At 64.1% G+C, this 17459-nt stretch carries 17 protein-coding genes; 10 read left to right on the top strand and 7 right to left on the bottom strand.

The genetic code is table 11. From position 1 onward, the window contains the following. Window positions 1-3: 3 nt before the first annotated feature. Window positions 4-1860, bottom strand: a complete 1857-nt coding sequence (locus N2605_RS17380) for an extracellular solute-binding protein (protein WP_260347453.1) — start codon at window positions 1858-1860, stop codon at window positions 4-6. Between the two features lie 258 nt (window positions 1861-2118). Here N2605_RS17380 and N2605_RS17375 point away from each other — a divergent pair, with 258 nt between their 5' ends. Continuing rightward, entirely contained in the window at window positions 2119-2949 is an 831-nt protein-coding gene (locus tag N2605_RS17375) for an invasion associated locus B family protein (RefSeq protein WP_036012492.1), read from the top strand. A 73-nt stretch (window positions 2950-3022) separates the two neighbouring features. Here N2605_RS17375 and hspQ read toward each other — a convergent pair whose 3' ends face one another. Beyond that, window positions 3023-3355, bottom strand: coding sequence for a heat shock protein HspQ (hspQ, locus tag N2605_RS17370; RefSeq protein WP_024341905.1), 333 nt, complete (start codon window positions 3353-3355; stop codon window positions 3023-3025). A 106-nt stretch (window positions 3356-3461) separates the two neighbouring features. On the opposite strand from hspQ, the gene N2605_RS17365 reads away from it, so the two are divergent. Further along, on the top strand, window positions 3462-4415 hold the full coding sequence (locus N2605_RS17365; RefSeq protein ID WP_260347311.1) for an AEC family transporter: 954 nt from the start codon (window positions 3462-3464) through the stop codon (window positions 4413-4415). A 227-nt stretch (window positions 4416-4642) separates the two neighbouring features. On the opposite strand, the gene N2605_RS17360 is transcribed toward N2605_RS17365, so the two are convergent. Further along, window positions 4643-5827, bottom strand: a complete 1185-nt coding sequence (locus N2605_RS17360) for a UbiH/UbiF family hydroxylase (protein ID WP_036028110.1) — start codon at window positions 5825-5827, stop codon at window positions 4643-4645. Window positions 5828-5914: 87 nt separating this feature from the next. Here N2605_RS17360 and pcsA point away from each other — a divergent pair, with 87 nt between their 5' ends. The 3 genes from pcsA to N2605_RS17345 all read left to right on the top strand — a co-directional run bounded on the left by pcsA (window position 5915) and on the right by N2605_RS17345 (window position 8476). Then, on the top strand, window positions 5915-6694 hold the full coding sequence (gene pcsA / locus N2605_RS17355) for a phosphatidylcholine synthase (RefSeq protein ID WP_036012484.1): 780 nt from the start codon (window positions 5915-5917) through the stop codon (window positions 6692-6694). Continuing rightward, window positions 6691-7416, top strand: a complete 726-nt coding sequence (locus tag N2605_RS17350) for a TerC family protein (RefSeq protein ID WP_036028109.1) — start codon at window positions 6691-6693, stop codon at window positions 7414-7416. Before pcsA ends, N2605_RS17350 begins: the two co-directional genes overlap by 4 nt. Before the next feature lie 85 nt (window positions 7417-7501). Next, a complete protein-coding gene (locus N2605_RS17345; RefSeq protein ID WP_036012480.1) occupies window positions 7502-8476 on the top strand; it encodes a quinone oxidoreductase family protein in 975 nt (324 codons plus the stop codon). Window positions 8477-8589: 113 nt separating this feature from the next. On the opposite strand, the gene N2605_RS17340 is transcribed toward N2605_RS17345, so the two are convergent. From N2605_RS17340 to N2605_RS17330, 3 genes are all read right to left on the bottom strand, one after another. Beyond that, window positions 8590-9780, bottom strand: coding sequence for an acetylornithine transaminase (locus N2605_RS17340; protein WP_260347310.1), 1191 nt, complete (start codon window positions 9778-9780; stop codon window positions 8590-8592). 270 nt (window positions 9781-10050) lie between these two features. Then, window positions 10051-10692 carry a hypothetical protein gene (locus tag N2605_RS17335; protein ID WP_225148727.1) on the bottom strand — a complete coding sequence of 214 codons (642 nt, stop codon included), beginning with the start codon at window positions 10690-10692 and terminating at the stop codon, window positions 10051-10053. A gap of 97 nt (window positions 10693-10789) precedes the next feature. Continuing rightward, complete coding sequence (locus N2605_RS17330; protein ID WP_260347309.1) at window positions 10790-11947, bottom strand: tetratricopeptide repeat protein; 1158 nt, start codon at window positions 11945-11947, stop codon at window positions 10790-10792. A 123-nt stretch (window positions 11948-12070) separates the two neighbouring features. Between N2605_RS17330 and N2605_RS17325 the strand changes: the two genes are divergently transcribed. Then, a complete protein-coding gene (locus N2605_RS17325; RefSeq protein ID WP_057029232.1) occupies window positions 12071-13012 on the top strand; it encodes a hypothetical protein in 942 nt (313 codons plus the stop codon). Between the two features lie 100 nt (window positions 13013-13112). Here the strand turns inward: N2605_RS17325 and rimO are convergent, their stop codons facing one another. Further along, window positions 13113-14432 carry a 30S ribosomal protein S12 methylthiotransferase RimO gene (gene rimO / locus N2605_RS17320; RefSeq protein WP_225148730.1) on the bottom strand — a complete coding sequence of 440 codons (1320 nt, stop codon included), beginning with the start codon at window positions 14430-14432 and terminating at the stop codon, window positions 13113-13115. A 279-nt stretch (window positions 14433-14711) separates the two neighbouring features. Between rimO and N2605_RS17315 the strand changes: the two genes are divergently transcribed. From N2605_RS17315 to N2605_RS17300, 4 genes are all read left to right on the top strand, one after another. After that, window positions 14712-15134 (top strand): hypothetical protein, encoded by a 423-nt coding sequence (locus tag N2605_RS17315; protein ID WP_260347308.1) that lies wholly within the window; start codon window positions 14712-14714, stop codon window positions 15132-15134. Next, window positions 15046-15276 carry a hypothetical protein gene (locus tag N2605_RS17310; RefSeq protein WP_260347307.1) on the top strand — a complete coding sequence of 77 codons (231 nt, stop codon included), beginning with the start codon at window positions 15046-15048 and terminating at the stop codon, window positions 15274-15276. The genes N2605_RS17315 and N2605_RS17310 overlap by 89 nt, the downstream gene beginning before the upstream one ends. A 247-nt stretch (window positions 15277-15523) precedes the next feature. Continuing rightward, window positions 15524-16114: an ANTAR domain-containing response regulator gene (locus N2605_RS17305; RefSeq protein ID WP_036012463.1), complete on the top strand. Its 591-nt coding sequence runs from the start codon at window positions 15524-15526 to the stop codon at window positions 16112-16114. Next, the gene (locus N2605_RS17300) at window positions 16111-17274 is read left to right on the top strand and encodes a CmpA/NrtA family ABC transporter substrate-binding protein (protein WP_260347306.1); all 1164 of its coding nucleotides are present in this window, start codon (window positions 16111-16113) and stop codon (window positions 17272-17274) included. The genes N2605_RS17305 and N2605_RS17300 overlap by 4 nt, the downstream gene beginning before the upstream one ends. The last annotated feature ends 185 nt before the right edge of the window (window positions 17275-17459 follow it).

The raw sequence follows: 17459 nt of genomic DNA, 5'->3' as shown, positions 1-17459 counted from the left end.
GCGTCACTTCGCTTGATGAGCTTGCGGCTGCCCCTTCGACCACCAGGTCTCCGGCAAATAGCCCGAGAGCGAGGTGATCTTAGGCCGTTCTATCCGATTCCAGCGCGCGATCCATTGCTCCGATACGTTAAACAGCGGGATTGTATAGAAGCCCGCGATCAGCGCGCGGTCGAGCGCGCGCACCGCCGCAACGAAATCCGTATGTTCACGGGCCTCGAGCAGGGCGGCGATCATGGCATCGACGGCGGGATCCCTCGCGCCCATGTAGTTGCGGGTGCCCGGATTGTCCGCCGCCGCACTGCCCCAATAGAAGTACTGCTCGTTGCCGGGCGACAGCGACTGGTCCCAGCGGTTCTGGATCATGTCGAACTCGTAGGCGAGCCGGCGCTGGTCGAATTGCACGGGATCGACCGAGCGCACGCTGGCCTCGATGCCGGCGCGTCTGAGGTCGCGCTGGAAGGCGAGCGCGATGCGCTCCTGGTCGCGCGTCGTGACCATGATCTCGAAGGTGAAGGGGCTCTTGGTCGCGCGATTGCGCAGCACGGTGCCGTCGAGATCGTAGCCGGCCTGCGACAGCAGCTTCAGCGCGGCGCGCAGCGTGGTGCGGTCGCGGCCTGATCCGTCAGTGACCGGCAGGCGGTAGCTGCCGTCCAGGATGTCGGGCGGAATCCGTGCGGCGAACGGTTTGAGCAGCTCACGCTCGCGCGCATCCGCAGGCTTGCCATAGGCTGATAGCTCCGAGCCGGCGAAATAGCCGGCCACGCGCGAATAGAGCCCGAAGAAATAGCTGCGGTTGACCAGCTCGAAATCGAGCAGCAGCGTCAGAGCCTGCCGCACGCGGATGTCGGCGAAGACAGGACGGCGGGTGTTGAACACCAGGAATTCGGACGGCTGCGGCAGGCCGGGCTTGACGGTGTCGCGGATCACCTCGCCGCTTTTGGCGGCTGGAAAATCGTAGCCGTCGTGCCAGCGCAGCGGCTCGTGCTCAACGCGGAAATCGTAGAGGCCGCGCTTGAACGCCTCGAACTGCCCGTTGGCCTCGCGAAAATAGTCGAGCCGGATCTCGTCGAAATTGTAGAGCCCGCGATTGATGGCGAGGTTGCGGCCCCAATAATCGGGATTGCGCGTGAGTGTCACGCTGGCGCCGGGCTTCACCGCGGTGACGCGATAGGGGCCTGAGCCAATCGGCGCCGTCAGCGTCGTTTCCTCGAAGGTCGCGACGTCGATGGCGTGCTTCGGCAGGATCGGCATCAGGCCGAGAATTAGCGGCAGCTCGCGGTCGTTGGCGCCTGTCAAGTCGAATCGGACGGTGAGGGGATCGGGCGCTTGGGCCTTGGCGACCTTGCCGTAGTATTGCCGGTGATTGGGGCGGCCGCGGTCGCGCAGCAACTGCCAGGAGAACAGCACGTCCTCGGCCGTGACCGGCTTGCCGTCGGAGAAGCGGGCGCGAGGATCGAGACGGAAGGTGACGAAGCTTCGCTCGTCATTGGTTTCGACGGTCCTGGCGAGCAGGCCGTAAAGCGTGAACGGCTCGTCCTGCCCGCGCGCCAGCAGGCTCTCGACCACATAGTTGCGGACCGGCTGCACCGCCAATCCCCTCACGATGAAGGGATTGAGGCTGTCGAAGGTGCCGAGAATGCCCCAGGTCAGACGGCCGCCCTTGGGGGCATCGGGGTCGGCGTAGGGCATGTGGCTGAAGTCGGCGGGCATCGCCGGCTTGCCGTGCATGGCGATCGCGTGGGCCTCCTCGGCCGCGGCGGTGCCTGCCGACAGCATCCCGGCAAGCGCAAGGGCAAGGGCAAGGGCAAGCGTATAGAGGCGGAGGCCGGGGCCCTCGAAGAGGCGCTGGAACATGAACATCGGCACAAGGTGATTCGAGGACCGTCGGGCGAATCTTATCACAGGGAATTTGATGGGGCTTTCGCGCCAGACCGGCCAAAGACGCTTGTCGGCATTGATCTTTTCGTCGGCCACGTTAAGAAGGCACCCAATCGCGCAAGAGCGTCGAGACCGTCACTTATCCGCCTCAATTGACGGGGAGAGAGCCGCGCCCAAGGCGGCCAGGTTCGGCGCTTCGGAGCGGTTCGGGCACTTCCCGTTCAGAAAGGGTTTTCCGCAATGAATTTCCGTTACTTGGCCGCGTCCGTCCGGCCGCGCGGGCGACTTCTCGCCCTGTTGACGGCGACGGCGTTGGCCGTTCCGTTTGCCGCCGAGGCCCAGACCCCTGCGCCGGCCCCCGGCGCCCCCGCCGCGCCCAAGGCCTCCCCGGCCCCGGCTCCGAAGGCGGCTGCTCCCAAGGCAGCTCCCAAGGCTCCGGCGCCCGCAGCATCCCCGCAGGCTCCCCCGCAGCAAGGCGCCCCGCAGCAGGGTGCAGCTCAGCCCGCCGATCAGCAGATCCAGCTGATCTATGCGCCCTGGACCAAGTTCTGCCTCAAGGGCCAGGACGCCAATGCCAAGCAGGTCTGCTTCACCGGCAAGGACGGCCGTATCGAATCGGGCCAGCCGGTCATCGCGGCCGTGATCATCGAGCCGGAAGGCGAGCCCAAGAAGATCCTGCGCGTGACGCTGCCGCTCGGCATGCAGCTCGTGCACGGCACCCGCATCATCGTCGACAGCAACGCGCCGCTGCAGCAGCCCTATGTGATCTGCTTCCAGAACGGCTGCATGTCCGACTACGAGGCCACGCCCGAGCTCATCAACAACATGAAGAAGGGCCAGAATCTCGTTGTCCAGGCGATCAATGCCAACGGCGCGCCGCTGACGCTGCCGCTGCCGCTCGCCGGCGAATTCCAGAAGGCCTATGACGGTCCGCCGACCGATCCGAAGGTGTTCGAGGAAACCCAGAAGAAGCTGCAGGAAGAGCTGCAGAAGAAGGCCGAAGAGCAGCGCAAGAAGCTCGAGCAGCAGGGTGGTGGCGCACCGGGCGCGGCTCCGACCGGTCAGAAGTAATCGGGAGCAAATCCCGGACGTGAAAAAGGCGCTCGGTTCGAGCGCCTTTTTTGCTGGCCGACGATCACGACGATCAGTTCAGCGAGGGATTGCGCGGGCGATAGCCGCCGGCCTTGTCCTTGACGAAGATCTCGGCGACCTGGGAATGCCGGACCGGCTCGCCGGAATCGTCCGGCAACAGGTTCTGCTCCGAGACATAGGCGACGTATTCGGATTCCGCGTTCTCCGCGAGCAGGTGATAGAACGGCTGGTCCTTGTGGGGCCGCACTTCCTCGGGAATCGACAACCACCATTCCTCGGTGTTGTTGAATTCCGGATCGATGTCGAAAATCACCCCCCGGAACGAGAAGATCCGGTGGCGAACGACCTGTCCGATCTGGAATTTGGCGGTCCGCGCTTTAATCATCCCCCGTCGATAGACCAGGATTGTGGCCGATGCTAGTGCCCTCAGCTGGAATTAACCTTCGTCTCCGGGGCGGATAGCCCCCAAGCCTTCAGAAAAAACTTCAGCAATGGTCGATATCCTCAATCTGGCGCTGCCTTATTTCGGCTTGATCTTCGTCGGTTTCGCTTGCGGGAAGGTCAAGTCCATCCCGGAATCGGGGCTCGCCTGGATGAACTTCTTCCTGCTCTACGTGTCGCTGCCGGCGCTGCTGTTTGCGATCATGTCGAAGACGCCGTTTTCGGAATTGAATAACCCGCCGTTCCTGGTGGCGACGACGCTCTCGACGGTCGCGGCATTCACGCTGGCGCTGGTGGTCGGCAAGCTATTCGGACGGCTGACGCTGCGCGAAGCGACGCTCGCGGGCCTCTCCGGCGGCTACGGCAATATCGGCTATATGGGCCCGGGCCTCGCACTTGCGGTGCTGGGGCCGAAGGCGGCTGCGCCGACCGCGCTGATCTTCTGCTGCGACAGCATCTTCCTGTTCACGATCGTGCCGCTCTTGATCGAGCTTTCCGACCGCGACCATCCCTCGCTCGTCCATGCTTTCGGCGTCGTGCTGAAGCAGATCGTGCTCAATCCGCTGATCATGTCGGCTTGCTTCGGCGCGGCGGTGGCGGCGCTGCATATCGAGCTGCCGGTCGCGCTCGACCGCACCATCACCTTCCTGCAGAACGCGGCCGCGCCGACCGCGCTGTTCGTGCTCGGCGTGACCGTGGCGCTCCGCCCGTTCGATCGGGTGCCGTGGGAGGTGCCGGGCGTGATCGCGGTCAAGCTGCTGATCCATCCGCTCGCGGCGTTCGCCCTGATGCTGGCGTTCGGCCCGTTCGCGCAGCCCTGGGCCGCCACCGCCGTGCTGATGGCCGCGCTGCCGCCGGCGCTCAACGTGTTCGTCATCGCCCGGCAGAACGATGCCTGGATCGAGTCCGCCTCCGTCGCGGTGCCGCTCGGCACCTTCGCCTCGGTGGTCACGCTGACCAGCGTGATGTGGGCGATCCAGACGGGACGGTTGGCGTTTCCTTGATGGTGATGAGATTGGCTTGATCTCTTCCGCGGGCCGGTGCGCTCCCTCTCCCGCTTGCGGGAGAGGGTCGGGGAGAGGGCTCTCTCCGCGTCGGGATTGTCGAGAGTGCAGAAAAAATCCCGTCGCGGAGAGAGCCCCCACCCGGCGCTTCGCGCCGACCTCCCCCGCAAGCGGGAGAGATTGCACCGAGCCAGCGGTGAAGTCGTCCAACCTAACGCGCTTCGGAGCTACCTGCGCCAGGTCGGCGTCAGGCCTTCGCGCATGGCGAAGCGCCGGAGCGGGCCGATGGCGCCGAGGAGGTGCATGCCGACGGCGCGGACGGGCTGGAGCGGCAGGAAGTCGTTGAGCAAGGAGCGGTTGGCGATGTCGATCGCAAAGGTACGGCTCAAGATGTCCGGACGCCGCGCGCGGTCATAGCGCTTGAGCACATCGTCGGCGCCGGGATCCTGTCCCGCGGCGATGGCCTCGCCCGCGAGCCGGGCAATGTCGGCGGCATCGCGCAGGCCGAGATTGAGGCCCTGGGCGCCGATCGGCGGCACCACATGGGCGGCTTCGCCGACCAGCGCGATACGGTCGCGGCCGAAGCATTTCGGACGCTCGATCGCGAGCGGGAACAGGTTGCGGCCAGGCTCCACATTCATCCGTCCCAGGATCGAATGCGACTGTTTCTCGATCGCCGCCGACAGCGCCTCGTCGCTCAAGCCGCGCAGCCGTTCAGCCTCCGCAGGCGCTGCGACCCAGACGATGCTGGAGCGGTCGCCGGGCAGGGGCACGAACACGCAAGGCCCGTGCGGCGTGTGGAACTCGGTCGAGACGTTGCGATGCGGCCGGGCATGGCTGATGTTGAAGGTCAGCGCAGTCTGGTTCAGCTCGCGCCGAGTCACGGCGATGCCAGCAGCCTCGCGGCACAGCGAGTGCCGGCCGTCGGCGCCGACCACGAGGCGCGCCGAGAGAAACTGTCCGGACGCCGTGCGCAGCGCGACGTCGTCGGCCTCGATGACGACGCTTTCGGCCTCGTCGTCGAAGCGGACGAGATTGGGCAGCTCGGCCGCGCGCGCTTCCAGCGCCAGCATCAGCGAGCGGTTGTCGATATTGTAGCCAAACGCATCGAGGCCGATTTCGTGACAGGAGAAGCGCACCTCGGGGCTGCGGAACAGCCGGCCGGTGTCGTCGACGAGGCGCATGACTTCCAGCGCAGCCGCCTTGTCCCTGCAGCGCGACCAGACGTCGAGGCCTTCCAGTAGATCGATGGAGGCGCCGAGCAATGCGGTGGTGCGATTGTCGGCATAGGAAACGCGGCGCGCCACCAGTGCGGTCCGGGCACCCGCCTGCGCCAGGGCGATCGCCGCGGCAAGGCCGGCAGGTCCGCCGCCGATCACGGCCGCGTCATGGAGTGTCGATGCGTCTACCATGGAACGACATTTGACACGCCGGGCGGCAAATTCAAGCCCACCTATATTTCCCTGATTTTATGGCGAATTTTGCGATCGTGCGCCGCAATGGCGGATGTGCAAACCGGTCGCATTCTGATAGCAGAAGCCATGGATATTCAGCAGGATTCCCTGAAGCCGAGACCGGTGATCCGCGCCGCAGCCTTCTCGGTACACATCTTCACCGCCTTCGGCGCGGCAATCGCGCTCCTGGCGATGCTGGAGGCCGTGCGCGAGCACTGGGCGGCGATGTTTCAATGGCTGGGCGTCGCCCTGATCATCGACGCGATCGACGGGCCGATCGCGCGGCGGCTCGACGTCAAGAACGTGCAGCCCAACTGGTCGGGCGACGTGCTCGATCTCGTGGTCGACTTCTGCACCTATGTCTTCGTGCCGGCCTATGCGATCGTCGCGAGCGGCATGCTGCTGCCGGTAGCGGCTCCCTTGCTCGGCATCGCCATCATCGTCACCAGCGCGTTGTATTTCGCCGACCAGCGCATGAAGGCCGACGACAATCATTTCCGCGGCTTCCCGGCGCTTTGGAACGCGGCCGCGTTCTATCTGTTCCTGCTGCATTGGCCGCCGCTGTGGGCGACGCTGCTGGTCGCCGCGCTGGTCGTGCTGACGTTCGTGCCTTTCCATGTGCTGCACCCTGTCAGGGTGGTGCGGCTGCGCTGGCTGACGATGTCGCTGATCGCGGTCTGGGCGCTGCTCGCCTTCTACACGCTGCAAATGGATTTTCGCGTCGGCACCGGGGTGACCGTCGTGCTCTGCGCCATCGCGCTCTGGATCAGCTTCAGCGATGCCTTGATCCGGTTGGCGAAATCCCTGGCGAGATTATCGGCGTGATGGAGCTGCTGACCAGCCCGGAAGCCTGGGCCGCGCTGCTCACCTTGACGGCGCTCGAGATCGTGCTCGGCATCGACAACGTCATCTTCATCTCGGTGCTCGTCTCGCGCCTTCCCGAGAAACCGGCGCAGCGCGCCCGCCAGATCGGGCTTGCGCTGGCACTGGTCTTTCGCCTCATCCTGCTCAGTCTCCTGGTCTGGCTGATCGGCCTGACCGCTCCGGTGCTCTCGATTCAGGGCTATGCTTTTTCCTGGCGCGATCTCATCCTGATCGGCGGCGGCCTCTTCCTGATCGCCAAGGCCACACATGAGATTCACGGCGAGGTCGAATCCGATCACGACGCGAGCGAGAAGGACTCCACAGGCAGCGCCTTCGTCTGGGTGATCGTCCAGATCGTGATCATCGACATCGTGTTCTCGCTGGACTCGATCATCACTGCGATCGGCATGGCCGAGGACATCAAGATCATGATCGCGGCGGTCGTGATCGCATGCGCGGTCATGTACGTTTCGGCGGGTCCGGTGGCGCGATTCGTCGCGGAGCATCCGACCACCAAGATGCTGGCACTGGCCTTCCTGGTGTTGATCGGCGTCGCGCTGGTTGCGGACGGATTCCACTTCCACATTCCGCGCGGCTACATCTATTTCGCAATAGCGTTCTCGGCGGCGGTGGAGTTCTTCAACGTGCTGGCCAGGCGCAACCGCCGGAAAGCCGCCAAGTAGTCGCGTTGGGTCGTTCCAGTCGGCGTCGAGTTGACAAGGCGGGCGCGATAGCTTTCGCTCAGCCGCACGAAGAGGAGGTCAGGTGATGACGAAAGCCATCCGTGTGCACAAGGTCGGAGGCCCCGAAGCCCTGGTCTATGAGAGCGTCGACGTGCCGGCGCCCGGGCCCGGCGAGGTGCGCATCCGCCAGCACGCGGTCGGCCTCAACTTCATCGACGTCTATTACCGCACCGGCCTCTACAAGGCGCCGGGGCTGCCCTTCATCGCCGGCAATGAGGCCTCCGGCGAGGTGGTCGCGGTCGGGCCAGGCGTGACGAATTTTCATCCCGGCGACCGCGTCGCCTATTACCACAATCTCGGCGCCTATACCGGCGAGCGCAACATCCCCTGGGAGAAGCTGGTCAAACTGCCCGATCACATCACCTACGAGCAGGGTGCCGTGCTGATGTTGAAGGGGCTGACGGTCTGGTATCTCCTGCACAAGACCTTCAAGGTCGAGCCGCATCATCGCGTGCTGGTCCACGCCGCCGCCGGCGGCATCGGCCTGCTCGCCTGCCAGTGGGCGAGGGCGCTTGGCGCGCATGTCATCGGCACCGTCGGCTCGCGCGAGAAGGCCGAGCTTGCGGAGGCCAATGGCTGCGATCACGTCATCCTCTACAACGAGGAGGATTTCGTTGCGCGCGTGAAGCAGATCAGCCGTAACGAGGGCTGCGACGTCGTCTATGACGGCGTCGGCAAGGCGACGTTCCCGGGCTCGCTGTCCTGCCTGAAGCCGCGCGGCATGTTCGTCTCGTTCGGCAATGCTTCGGGCCCCGTGCCGCCATTCGCGATTGCCGAGCTCAACAATCACGGCTCGCTGTTCGCGACGCGACCGAAGCTCAACGATTATGTCGGCACGCGCAAGGAACTGCTCGAAGGCGCCGACACCCTGTTCGCCGCGGTCATTAACGGCAAGCTGCACGTGCCGATCAACCACGCCTACGCGCTCAAGGACGCCGCCAAGGCGCATATCGATCTCGAAAGCCGCAAGACGACGGGGGCTTCGATCTTGAAGCCGTAGCTCTTTCGGCATCGGCGGTTTCGTAGGGTGGGCAAAGGCGCGGAGCGCCGTGCCCACCATCTTCATTGCGGTGAAAAATGGTGGGCACGCTTCGCTTTGCCCGCCCTACAGCACTACGCGACGCGTCTTGCCGCGCCGGCCTTGGTCAAGATCGCGTCGAGACATTCGATCATCTCGGCGATCTCTTCCTTCGTGACGTTCAGCGCCGGCATGAAGCGCAAGCTGTCGACCTGCGGGGCGTTCAGCAGCACGCCGGCCTCGAACGCCTGCGCGACGATGCCGGGTGCGATCGGCAGCTTGAAATCGAGCGCGAGCAACAGGCCGCGTCCGCGCACGCCACCGAGGCCATGCCGGGCCGAGACCTTCTGCAGTTCGCTTTCGAGCAGGAGGCCGGTCTCGGCGACCTGTTTCAGGAAGTCGGGCTTCTTGACCTCCTCGAGCACCGCGAGGCCCGCCGCGCACATGATCGGGTTGCCGTTGAACGTGCCGCCCTGATCGCCGTGCTCGAAGCATGAGGCGCGTTCGCTCGCGAGCAGGGCCGCGAGCGGCACGCCGCCGCCGATGCCCTTGCCGAGCGTCATGATGTCGGGCGCAATCGCCGTGTGCTCATAATGGAAGAGCTTTCCGGTCCGTCCCATGCCGGTCTGGATCTCGTCGAAAATAAGCAGGAGGCCGTGCGCTTCGGTCAGCGCGCGCAGCTGCTGCAGGAACTGATCGGTCGCAGGCCACACGCCGGATTCACCCTGGATCGGCTCGAGCATCACGGCGACGGTGTTGGCGTTGATCAGAGCTTCGACCGAGCCGATGTCGTTCAGCTTGGCCTTCTTGAAGCCCGCGACCTTCGGCTCGAACAGCGGCTCGAACGCTTTCTTGCCTGAAGCCGACATCGTCGCCAGCGTTCGGCCGTGGAAGCCGCCTTCGAAGCTGATGATCTCGAACGCGCCGCCTTTGTGCAGGCTGCCATATTTGCGCGCGAGCTTGATCGCGCCTTCGTTGGCTTCAGCGCCCGAATTGGCGAAGAACACTTGATCGAACGCGCTGTGCTCGACCAGCGCCTGCGCCAGCTTGAGGCTCGGCTCGTTGTAGAAGGCCGGGCTCGGCGTCAGCAGCCGCTTGGCCTGAGCTGCGAGCGCGTCGGCGATCGCGGGCGGGGAATGGCCGAGACAGTTCACGGCCCAGCCCTGCACGAAATCGAGATAGCGCTTGCGGCTGTCGTCCCAGAGGTAGGAGCCGGCGCCGCGGACGAACACGGTCTTGGGCCGTGCGGTGATGTCCATCAGCGCGTCATACGGATGCGTGGTCATGTCGTACTCCTCTGGAGGCGGGTGGAAAAAAGGGCGCAAAAAGCAGAAAGGCCGCACCTTGCGGGTGCGGCCTTTCTCGAAAACTAGCTGAATTCAGTGGTTCAGCGGCGTCCTCGGACATGGCGCACCCTCTCGTTGTCGCGGGAGCGACGGCGGAGCATTTCGGTGCGCTGGTTGGTCCGGGCGTTGATCATGGGGCGGGTCCGTACAGCCGAATGGCAGGACTTGTCAAGCAGGCTTTTTTCAAGATGCACGCCGAGCGTGCATCGGTCAGGTCGGGTGCGCGGCTTCCTCGGCCTCTGCATCGCCCCAATCCGCATCCGCGATTGCGGTGTCGATCAGCTCGCCCCGCAGCAGCTTGAGCGGCGAATTCCAGTACAGCGCGATGTTGTGGAAGGGGTCGGTCAGCACCTTGAACACCCAGACCAAGCCCGTGGTGACGTCGCGGGTGGCGAAGAGCTGCAGCATGCGCGCAAGTCCGCCGCCGATGCCGATGGCGAGCCAGAGCGCGCCGACATGCCGGACGAAATCGAGGCGGGACGCCGGCGCATCGAACAATCCGAACAGCGTCGGAAAGGCGAACAGCGCCAGCGGCGCACTGCCCCAGACCAGCAGCAGCACGATCTTGCGGGTCTGGTTGTAGCCGACCTTGACCGCTTCCTTGTAGTGGTTGCTGACGTCGTTGACGGCGTCATAGCCGTTCGGCTCGAAGAAGAAATGCCCGGTCTGCCGCGTCAGCATCGCGAGCCAGCCGACGATGCCGGCGAGAGCAGGGTCCTTGAACAGCAGGGCATAGCAGCCGAGGAAGATGACGGCGCTGATCAGGTGCAGCGTCTGGTTGACGGTGCTTTGGTGGTAGAAGCGGTAATCGTCGAAGCGCTGCGTGCGCAGCATGTCCGAGAGGCGGCTCATCCTCATTCCTCGCTCGCGCTGAAGACGCGGGCAGAGTTAGGCCGAGTCCGTGACCGCTGCGTGAATGCATTATAGTGTCACATTCCTAACGTGACGCTTACTCCACGCCATAGTGCGAGAACACATCGGCGATGCCGGCGTTGATCGCCTTTGCGGCCGCGATGTCGCGCTCGGCGCCTTCGCTGTCACCGTTCTTGCGCTTCGCCAGTCCGCGGCCGTAGAGCGAGCCGTCGAGCCCCGGCTTGATGCTCAGCGCGGCATCGTAATCGGCGATCGCCGCGTCGAGGTTGCCGAGCTTGAGATGGGCAAGGGCGCGGCTGTCCAGCGTGTAGGCATCGTTGGGAGCCATCTTGAGCGACTGCTCGCAATCGGCCAGCGCCTCCTGCAGACGGCCGACGATCGCGCGGGTGAAGCAGCGCGAATTGAACACGTCCGCGCGGTTCGCATTCGCTCTGATGGAGCGGTCGTAATCGTCGAGTGCCAGCGCATAATCGTGCGTATCGAAATACATGTTCGCGCGCGCATAGTAGTCGCGGTCGTTGTTCGGACTGAGATCGACCGATTTGGCGAAATCGGCCAGCGCTCGGGGGCGGTCGCCGCGGTCGCGATAAATGCGGGCGCGGTTGCCGTAGGCCGGCCCGTAGTTCGGGTCGAACTTGATCGACAGATTAAAGTCCGCAAGTGCACGCGCATCGTCGCCGTGGTTGCTGAAGGCGGTGCCGCGATTGAAATAGGCGAGCGCGAATTTCGGATCGAGCTTGATGGCCCGATCGTAGTCGGCCATCGCGAGCTCGTAAGCGTTCTTGTGAATGTAGGAGTTGCCTCGGTTGTTGAAATAGAGCGGGTCGCGGGCGTTCAGCCGAATGGCGCGCGTGTAGTCGGCAATGGCGCGATCGGCGTCGCCGAGATCGTCATTGGCGATGCCGCGATTGTACAGGATGTCGGGATCCTTCGCACCGAGGTCGATGGCACGGCTGAAATCCGCCACGGCGCGCTCGGGCTCGCCACGTCGCCGAAACATTTCGCCGCGATTGGCGAGCGCGTGCACATCGTCGGGATTGGCCTTGAGCAGGGCCGAGCAGCCGGCGAAGCGCCGGTCGTCACTGCCTCCGCCGTCGTTTGCGAAGCACCACTGGCGGGCCTGCGCGGTGGATGGTGATCGCGCGTCGGCGGGGGCCGGCAGCGCGAGCAGGGTTATCGTCAGGCCGAGTGCGGACAGCTTGAGGAGAATCCCTGACGTTTCATCGTGTTTCATTGTTTCTCGCGTCGAAACCATTGCGCCTCTAGCGCGTTTGTGATCGAAGGACGCGACTTGGTTCGAACCGAATGCATCACCGCCCAGACCAAGAAGGCGGGACCAACCAGATAGCTCAAAGCCTTGTCCGATACGCCCTATCCGATCGACCTCGACAGCATTCGCGGCGCGTTTCCGCCTGGCATCGAGGCGCCGCCGCTGCTGGTCGACTTTGCGGCCTGGCTGAAGGGGCGTCCCTGGGGCAGCGTCGGCTGCTTCTCGCTGCAGGGCCAATTCTCGGACTCCGCGCCGATCGTCGACGGCAGTTCCTTGCGCGACCGGTTCTCGCTGTTCATGCGCCTGCCTGACGGCTCGGCCGTCGGCGGCTGGTATGGCGCGGGTCTTGATCGTGACAATCCACCGATCGTCGGGCTGGGATCCGAGGGTGACTACGAATTGCTGGCGCCGAGCCTCGATGCGCTGCTGACGAGGCTGACGTCGCAGCAATTCGACAGGGCCTGGAGCGATCTGAAGCCGCATGACGAAGTCGAGCCTCAGACCGTCGAACTTGCGCAATGGCTCGCTGGACAGCCCGTTGGCGACAAGGCGGCCTGTGACGACGGGCCCCCGGAGCTGCCTGATTTCCGCGGCTTCATGGAAAAATGGAGCCGGGACCGCGAGGACTATTGGGCTAACCATCGCATGATGGCCGAACTCGGCTGGCGGCTGGCCGCCCATCTGCCCAAGGGCAAGAATGCCTGGGATAAGACGCGTTTCGAGGTCGCAATCGTCGGCAAGCAATACCAAGCGCGCGTGCTGACGCGCGGGCCGCAGCCGTTCGAGGAAGCGGCTTCTATCGAATCCCTGCTGCGCGAGCTGCGCGAACAGATGTGGAAGGCTCAGCCTGAGCTCGGGTTATGGTATGCGATGAGGTTCGGCCTCTACGCCGACGGCCGCGTCATGCCGAGCTTCGAATACGATGCGCGCCCGACCATCGACGGCGAACCGGCATTGCTCTCCGAGGCGAAAGCCGATCTCGCCCGTGCACCAAGGCCGGAGCGCTGGGTGCCGAAATGGCTGGCGTGATTGTCTCCACACTGTCATTGCGAGCGTAGCGAAGCAATCCAGACTGTTCCCGCGGAGGGATTCTGGATTGCTTCGCTACGCTCGCAATGACGGAACGCGTTCAGAATCCCGCGACGCTGCCGTGCAGATCGTATGCGTCGGCGCGCTCGATCTTCGCCGTGACGATCTCGCCGACACGCAAGGGACGGCGGCTGGAGAGATAGACTGCGCCGTCGATCTCGGGCGCATCGGCCTTGGAGCGGCCCTTGGCCACCGTCGGGCCGACCTCGTCGATGATGACCTGCTGGCGCGTGCCGACCTTGCGCTTCAGCCGGCGCGCAGAGATCTTCTGCTGCCGGGCCATCAGCGCATTGTAGCGCTCCTGCTTGACCTCTTCCGGCACGGGGTTCTCGATCGCGTTCGAGGTGGCGCCGGCGACCGGCTCGTATTTGAAGCAGCCGACGCGGTCGATCTCGGCCTCGTCCAGCCAGTCGAGCAGATAGGCGAAATCGGAATCGGTTTCGCCGGGGAAGCCGACGATGAAGGTCGAGCGCAAGGCGAGATCGGGACATTCCTCACGCCAGCGCTTGATCCGCGCCAGCGTCTTGTCCTGCGCCGCCGGGCGTTTCATCGCCTTCAGGACCTCGGGGCTCGCATGCTGGAACGGAATGTCGAGATAGGGCAGCACCTTGCCTTGCGTCATCAGCGCGATGACCTCGTCGACATGCGGGTAGGGGTAGACATATTGCAGCCGGACCCAGGCTCCCAACTCGCCGAGCTCGCGCGCGAGGTCGAGGAATTTGGCGCGGACCTGGCGGTCCTTCCACGGGCTCTCGGCATATTTGAGATCGACGCCGTAGGCTGAGGTGTCCTGCGAGATCACCAGGAGCTCTTTGACGCCGGCGCCGACGAGGCGCTCGGCCTCGCGCAGCACGTCATCGGCGGGGCGCGAGACGAGGTCGCCGCGCAGCTTCGGAATGATGCAGAAGGTGCAGCGGTTGTTGCAGCCCTCTGAAATCTTCAGATAGGCGTAGTGGCGCGGGGTCAGCTTGATGCCCTGCGGCGGCACCAGGTCGAAATGCGGATTGTGCGCCGGCGGCAGCGCGCGGTGCACGGCGTCCAGCACGCTCTCATATTGCTGCGGGCCGGTGATGGACAGCACGCCCGGATAGGCCTGCTCGATCGCTTCCGGTTCCGCGCCCATGCAGCCGGTCACGATCACCTTGCCGTTCTCGGCCATGGCCTCGCCGATCGCCGAGAGCGATTCCTGCTTGGCGCTGTCGAGGAAGCCACAGGTGTTGACGATGACGATGTCCGCCCCGTCATGCTTGCGGGCGAGCTCATAGCCCTCCGCGCGCAGCCGCGTGATGATGCGCTCGGAATCCACTAAGGCCTTGGGACACCCGAGTGACGTGAATGAAATGCGCGGCGCTCTGTCCATGTAATCGCCTGGAGCCTATCTGAATTGTCTGGATTTGCGATCCAAGTAATTGAACCGATGGCGAAATTCAACAACTAACGTATGCGGCGCGCGGCTAAAGCAGTACGCGCGCGTAGTTGGCGTGATCGGCCAGTCACCAGCGACGGTATTACTGACTGACGGTTCCTGGTCTGGAAGCTCTTCGGATCGAGCGAGTGGAGGATCCGAGGTGAATTGCTCGAACACGCCCGTTTTGGTTGTTATTCGGTTTCTTGCTTGATTTCACGGAGCTTAACCACTATGCGCCGCTTCATCTTCGGCTTGGCTTTCGTCACCGTTTCCTATGGCGCCATGTTTCCGGCCCGCGCTGAAGTCGACAAGATCATCCATGTCTGCGATCGGCAGGAACGATTGTGTCCGGAATTCAGGCCTCGCGTGAAGGCACCCGACGGGTGGACGAGGGATGAGGCCGCGAGTCTCAAATACGGCGCATCGATGTTCGTTCCCAAAGGGAAGACATTCGGTAAAGCAGAAGCAATCATCTATGCCGAAGGCCGCTATAACGAGGACCGCACCGAACTGGTTCAATGGATCGCAACGAGCGATAGCGATTGGGCGACGACATCCGGCAAGAATGCCAAGATCAGCTACGCTTCCCTCGGTCAACCCCAAGGTCGTCATCAACCGCTACGACAATCCATCCCTGAAGGACCAGCCGGTTGAAGTGATCGCGCATTACGCTGATCTCGACAAGGACGGCAATTCCTACGTCGTGCGGCTAGCAGTCTCCGGCCGCACTGAGGCGGCGGTGCTGGCCGCGGTGCCACTTCTCGACAAGATGATCGTTGGCGCGAAGATTCCGTGAGAGCATGAGTTCTGCTTCGCAGCTGAAGGCTGCGCGAGCGTTTTCTTGCGGGAGGGCGGCACGGAGAGTTTACATTCGTCGTGTCAGGGACACCCGAGCGACCCGAAGCTGACCTTGGGCGCAGCCGTCTGATCCATATCTAATCTGCCTGATTGACCGGCCTGAGCTAGTCCCAATTGCCCATAATTACAACCCTTTGCAGGGCGATCCGGCGTGCTATGGATGAATCAGCTGCCGTGAGTGAGCCATGAGCGCCGAACAGTCGCCCAAAATCGTGATCGTCGACGAAAGCCCGATCCGGGCCGCGATCCTGGAGGAGGGATTGCGCGAGGCCGGGTTTACCCAAGTCGTCCATATCAGCGAGATGCAGAGCCTGCTGGCCCGTATTTATGCGGCGGACCCCGACATCATCGTGATCGATCTCGAAAACCCCAGCCGCGACGTGCTGGAGGCGATGTTCCAGGTCAGCCGCGCGGTGAAGCGGCCGGTCGCCATGTTCGTCGACCAGAGCGATTCAGCCTCGATCCAGGCCTCGGTCGAGGCGGGGGTGTCGGCCTATATCGTCGACGGGCTGAAGAAGGAGCGCATCAAGCCGATCCTCGACCTTTGCGTGTCCCGTTTCAACGCCTTCGCCAAGCTCCAGGAGGAACTGGAGCGCACCAAGTCGCAGCTCGAGGACCGCAAGATCATCGAGCGCGCCAAGGGCATTCTGATGAAGGTGAAGGGCCTGACCGAGGACGAGGCCTATGTGCTGCTGCGCTCCACCGCGATGCGCGAGAAGAAGAAAATCGGCGAGATCGCGCAGTCGATCATCACCGCGTCGGAGATGCTGAAATGACCGTCCCCCTCCGCATCGGGTTCATTCCGCTGGTCGATGCCGCCGCGCTGATCGTCGCGATCGACAAGGGCTTTGCCGCCGCCGAGGGGCTCGAGGTCGAGCTGGTGCGCGAGGTCTCCTGGTCCAACGTCCGCGACAAGCTCAATATCGGCCTGTTCGATGCCGCGCATCTGCTCGCGCCGGTGGCGATCGCGTCCTCGCTCGGCCTCGGTCACGTCAAGGTGCCGATCGCCGCGGCCTTCAATCTCGGCATCAACGGCAATGCCATCACGGTGTCGCCGGCGCTCCATGCCGCGCTGATGGAGGAGATCGACGGCGATCGCTTCGACCCGATGGCGACGGCGAAAGCGCTGGCGAAGGTGGTTGCCAAGCGCCGCACGGCAGGGGCCGAGCCGCTCACCTTCGGCATGACCTTCCCGTTCTCCACCCACAATTATCAATTGCGGTTCTGGATGGCGGCGGCGGGCGTCGATCCCGACGAGGACGTGCGCCTCGTGGTGCTGCCGCCGCCCTACATGGTCGACAGTCTGAAGAACGGCCATGTCGATGCGTTCTGCGTTGGCGCGCCCTGGAACTCGGTCGCGGTCGATCTCGGTATCGGCCATATCCTGCATTTCGTCGCCGACATTCTGGTCCGTGCGGCGGAGAAGGTGCTGGCGATCCGCCAGACCTGGGCCGACAAGAACCCGGACGTGGTTGCAGCCCTGGTGCGGGCAGCCGTGAAGGCCGCCGAGTTCATCGAGCATCCCGAGAACCGGACCGAGGCGGCGCAGATCCTGGCGCAACCCGAACGGATCGGCGTCGACGCCGAGGTCATCCAACGCACCCTCACCGGGCGCCTGAAGATCTCGCCCGATGGCACCTTCCGCGAAAGCGGCCGCTACCTGCTGGTCGGACGCGAAGGGGCAGGGCGGCCGGATCCGGTCCAGGCCGCCTGGCTCTATGCGCAGATGGTGCGCTGGGGCCAAACGGCGCTCACCCCTGACGGGGTCAAGACGGCGATGGCGGTGTTCAGGCCCGATCTCTACGACGCGGCGCTTGGCAACAGGGCGCCGCCTGAGGCTCCCGCAGCGTTCGGCGCCTTTGCCGGTCCGGTCTTCGACCCCGCCGATATCCGCGGGCATCTCGAGGCCTTCGGGGTCGGGCGCTGGAAGGCCTGATTCGCGGTTGCCTCGCTTTTGAGCAACTAAGATCCTTGGCTAATGTTTGAGCTGGCTGCTCGTATTTCGGGAGAGTTCCCAATCCGGCAGTTTGCGGGTGACGTCCTAATCATCTGAAACTTCATTGGTTTTTATTTCGACCAAGCTGGCACGCAACTTGAATGTTGCGCTGCGGCCAGCTTGTC

The organism is Bradyrhizobium yuanmingense (genome assembly GCF_025200905.1).
In the GTDB taxonomy this organism is placed as follows: Bacteria; Pseudomonadota; Alphaproteobacteria; order Rhizobiales; family Xanthobacteraceae; genus Bradyrhizobium; species Bradyrhizobium yuanmingense.
This window is presented reverse-complemented; position numbering and strand designations above follow the sequence as displayed.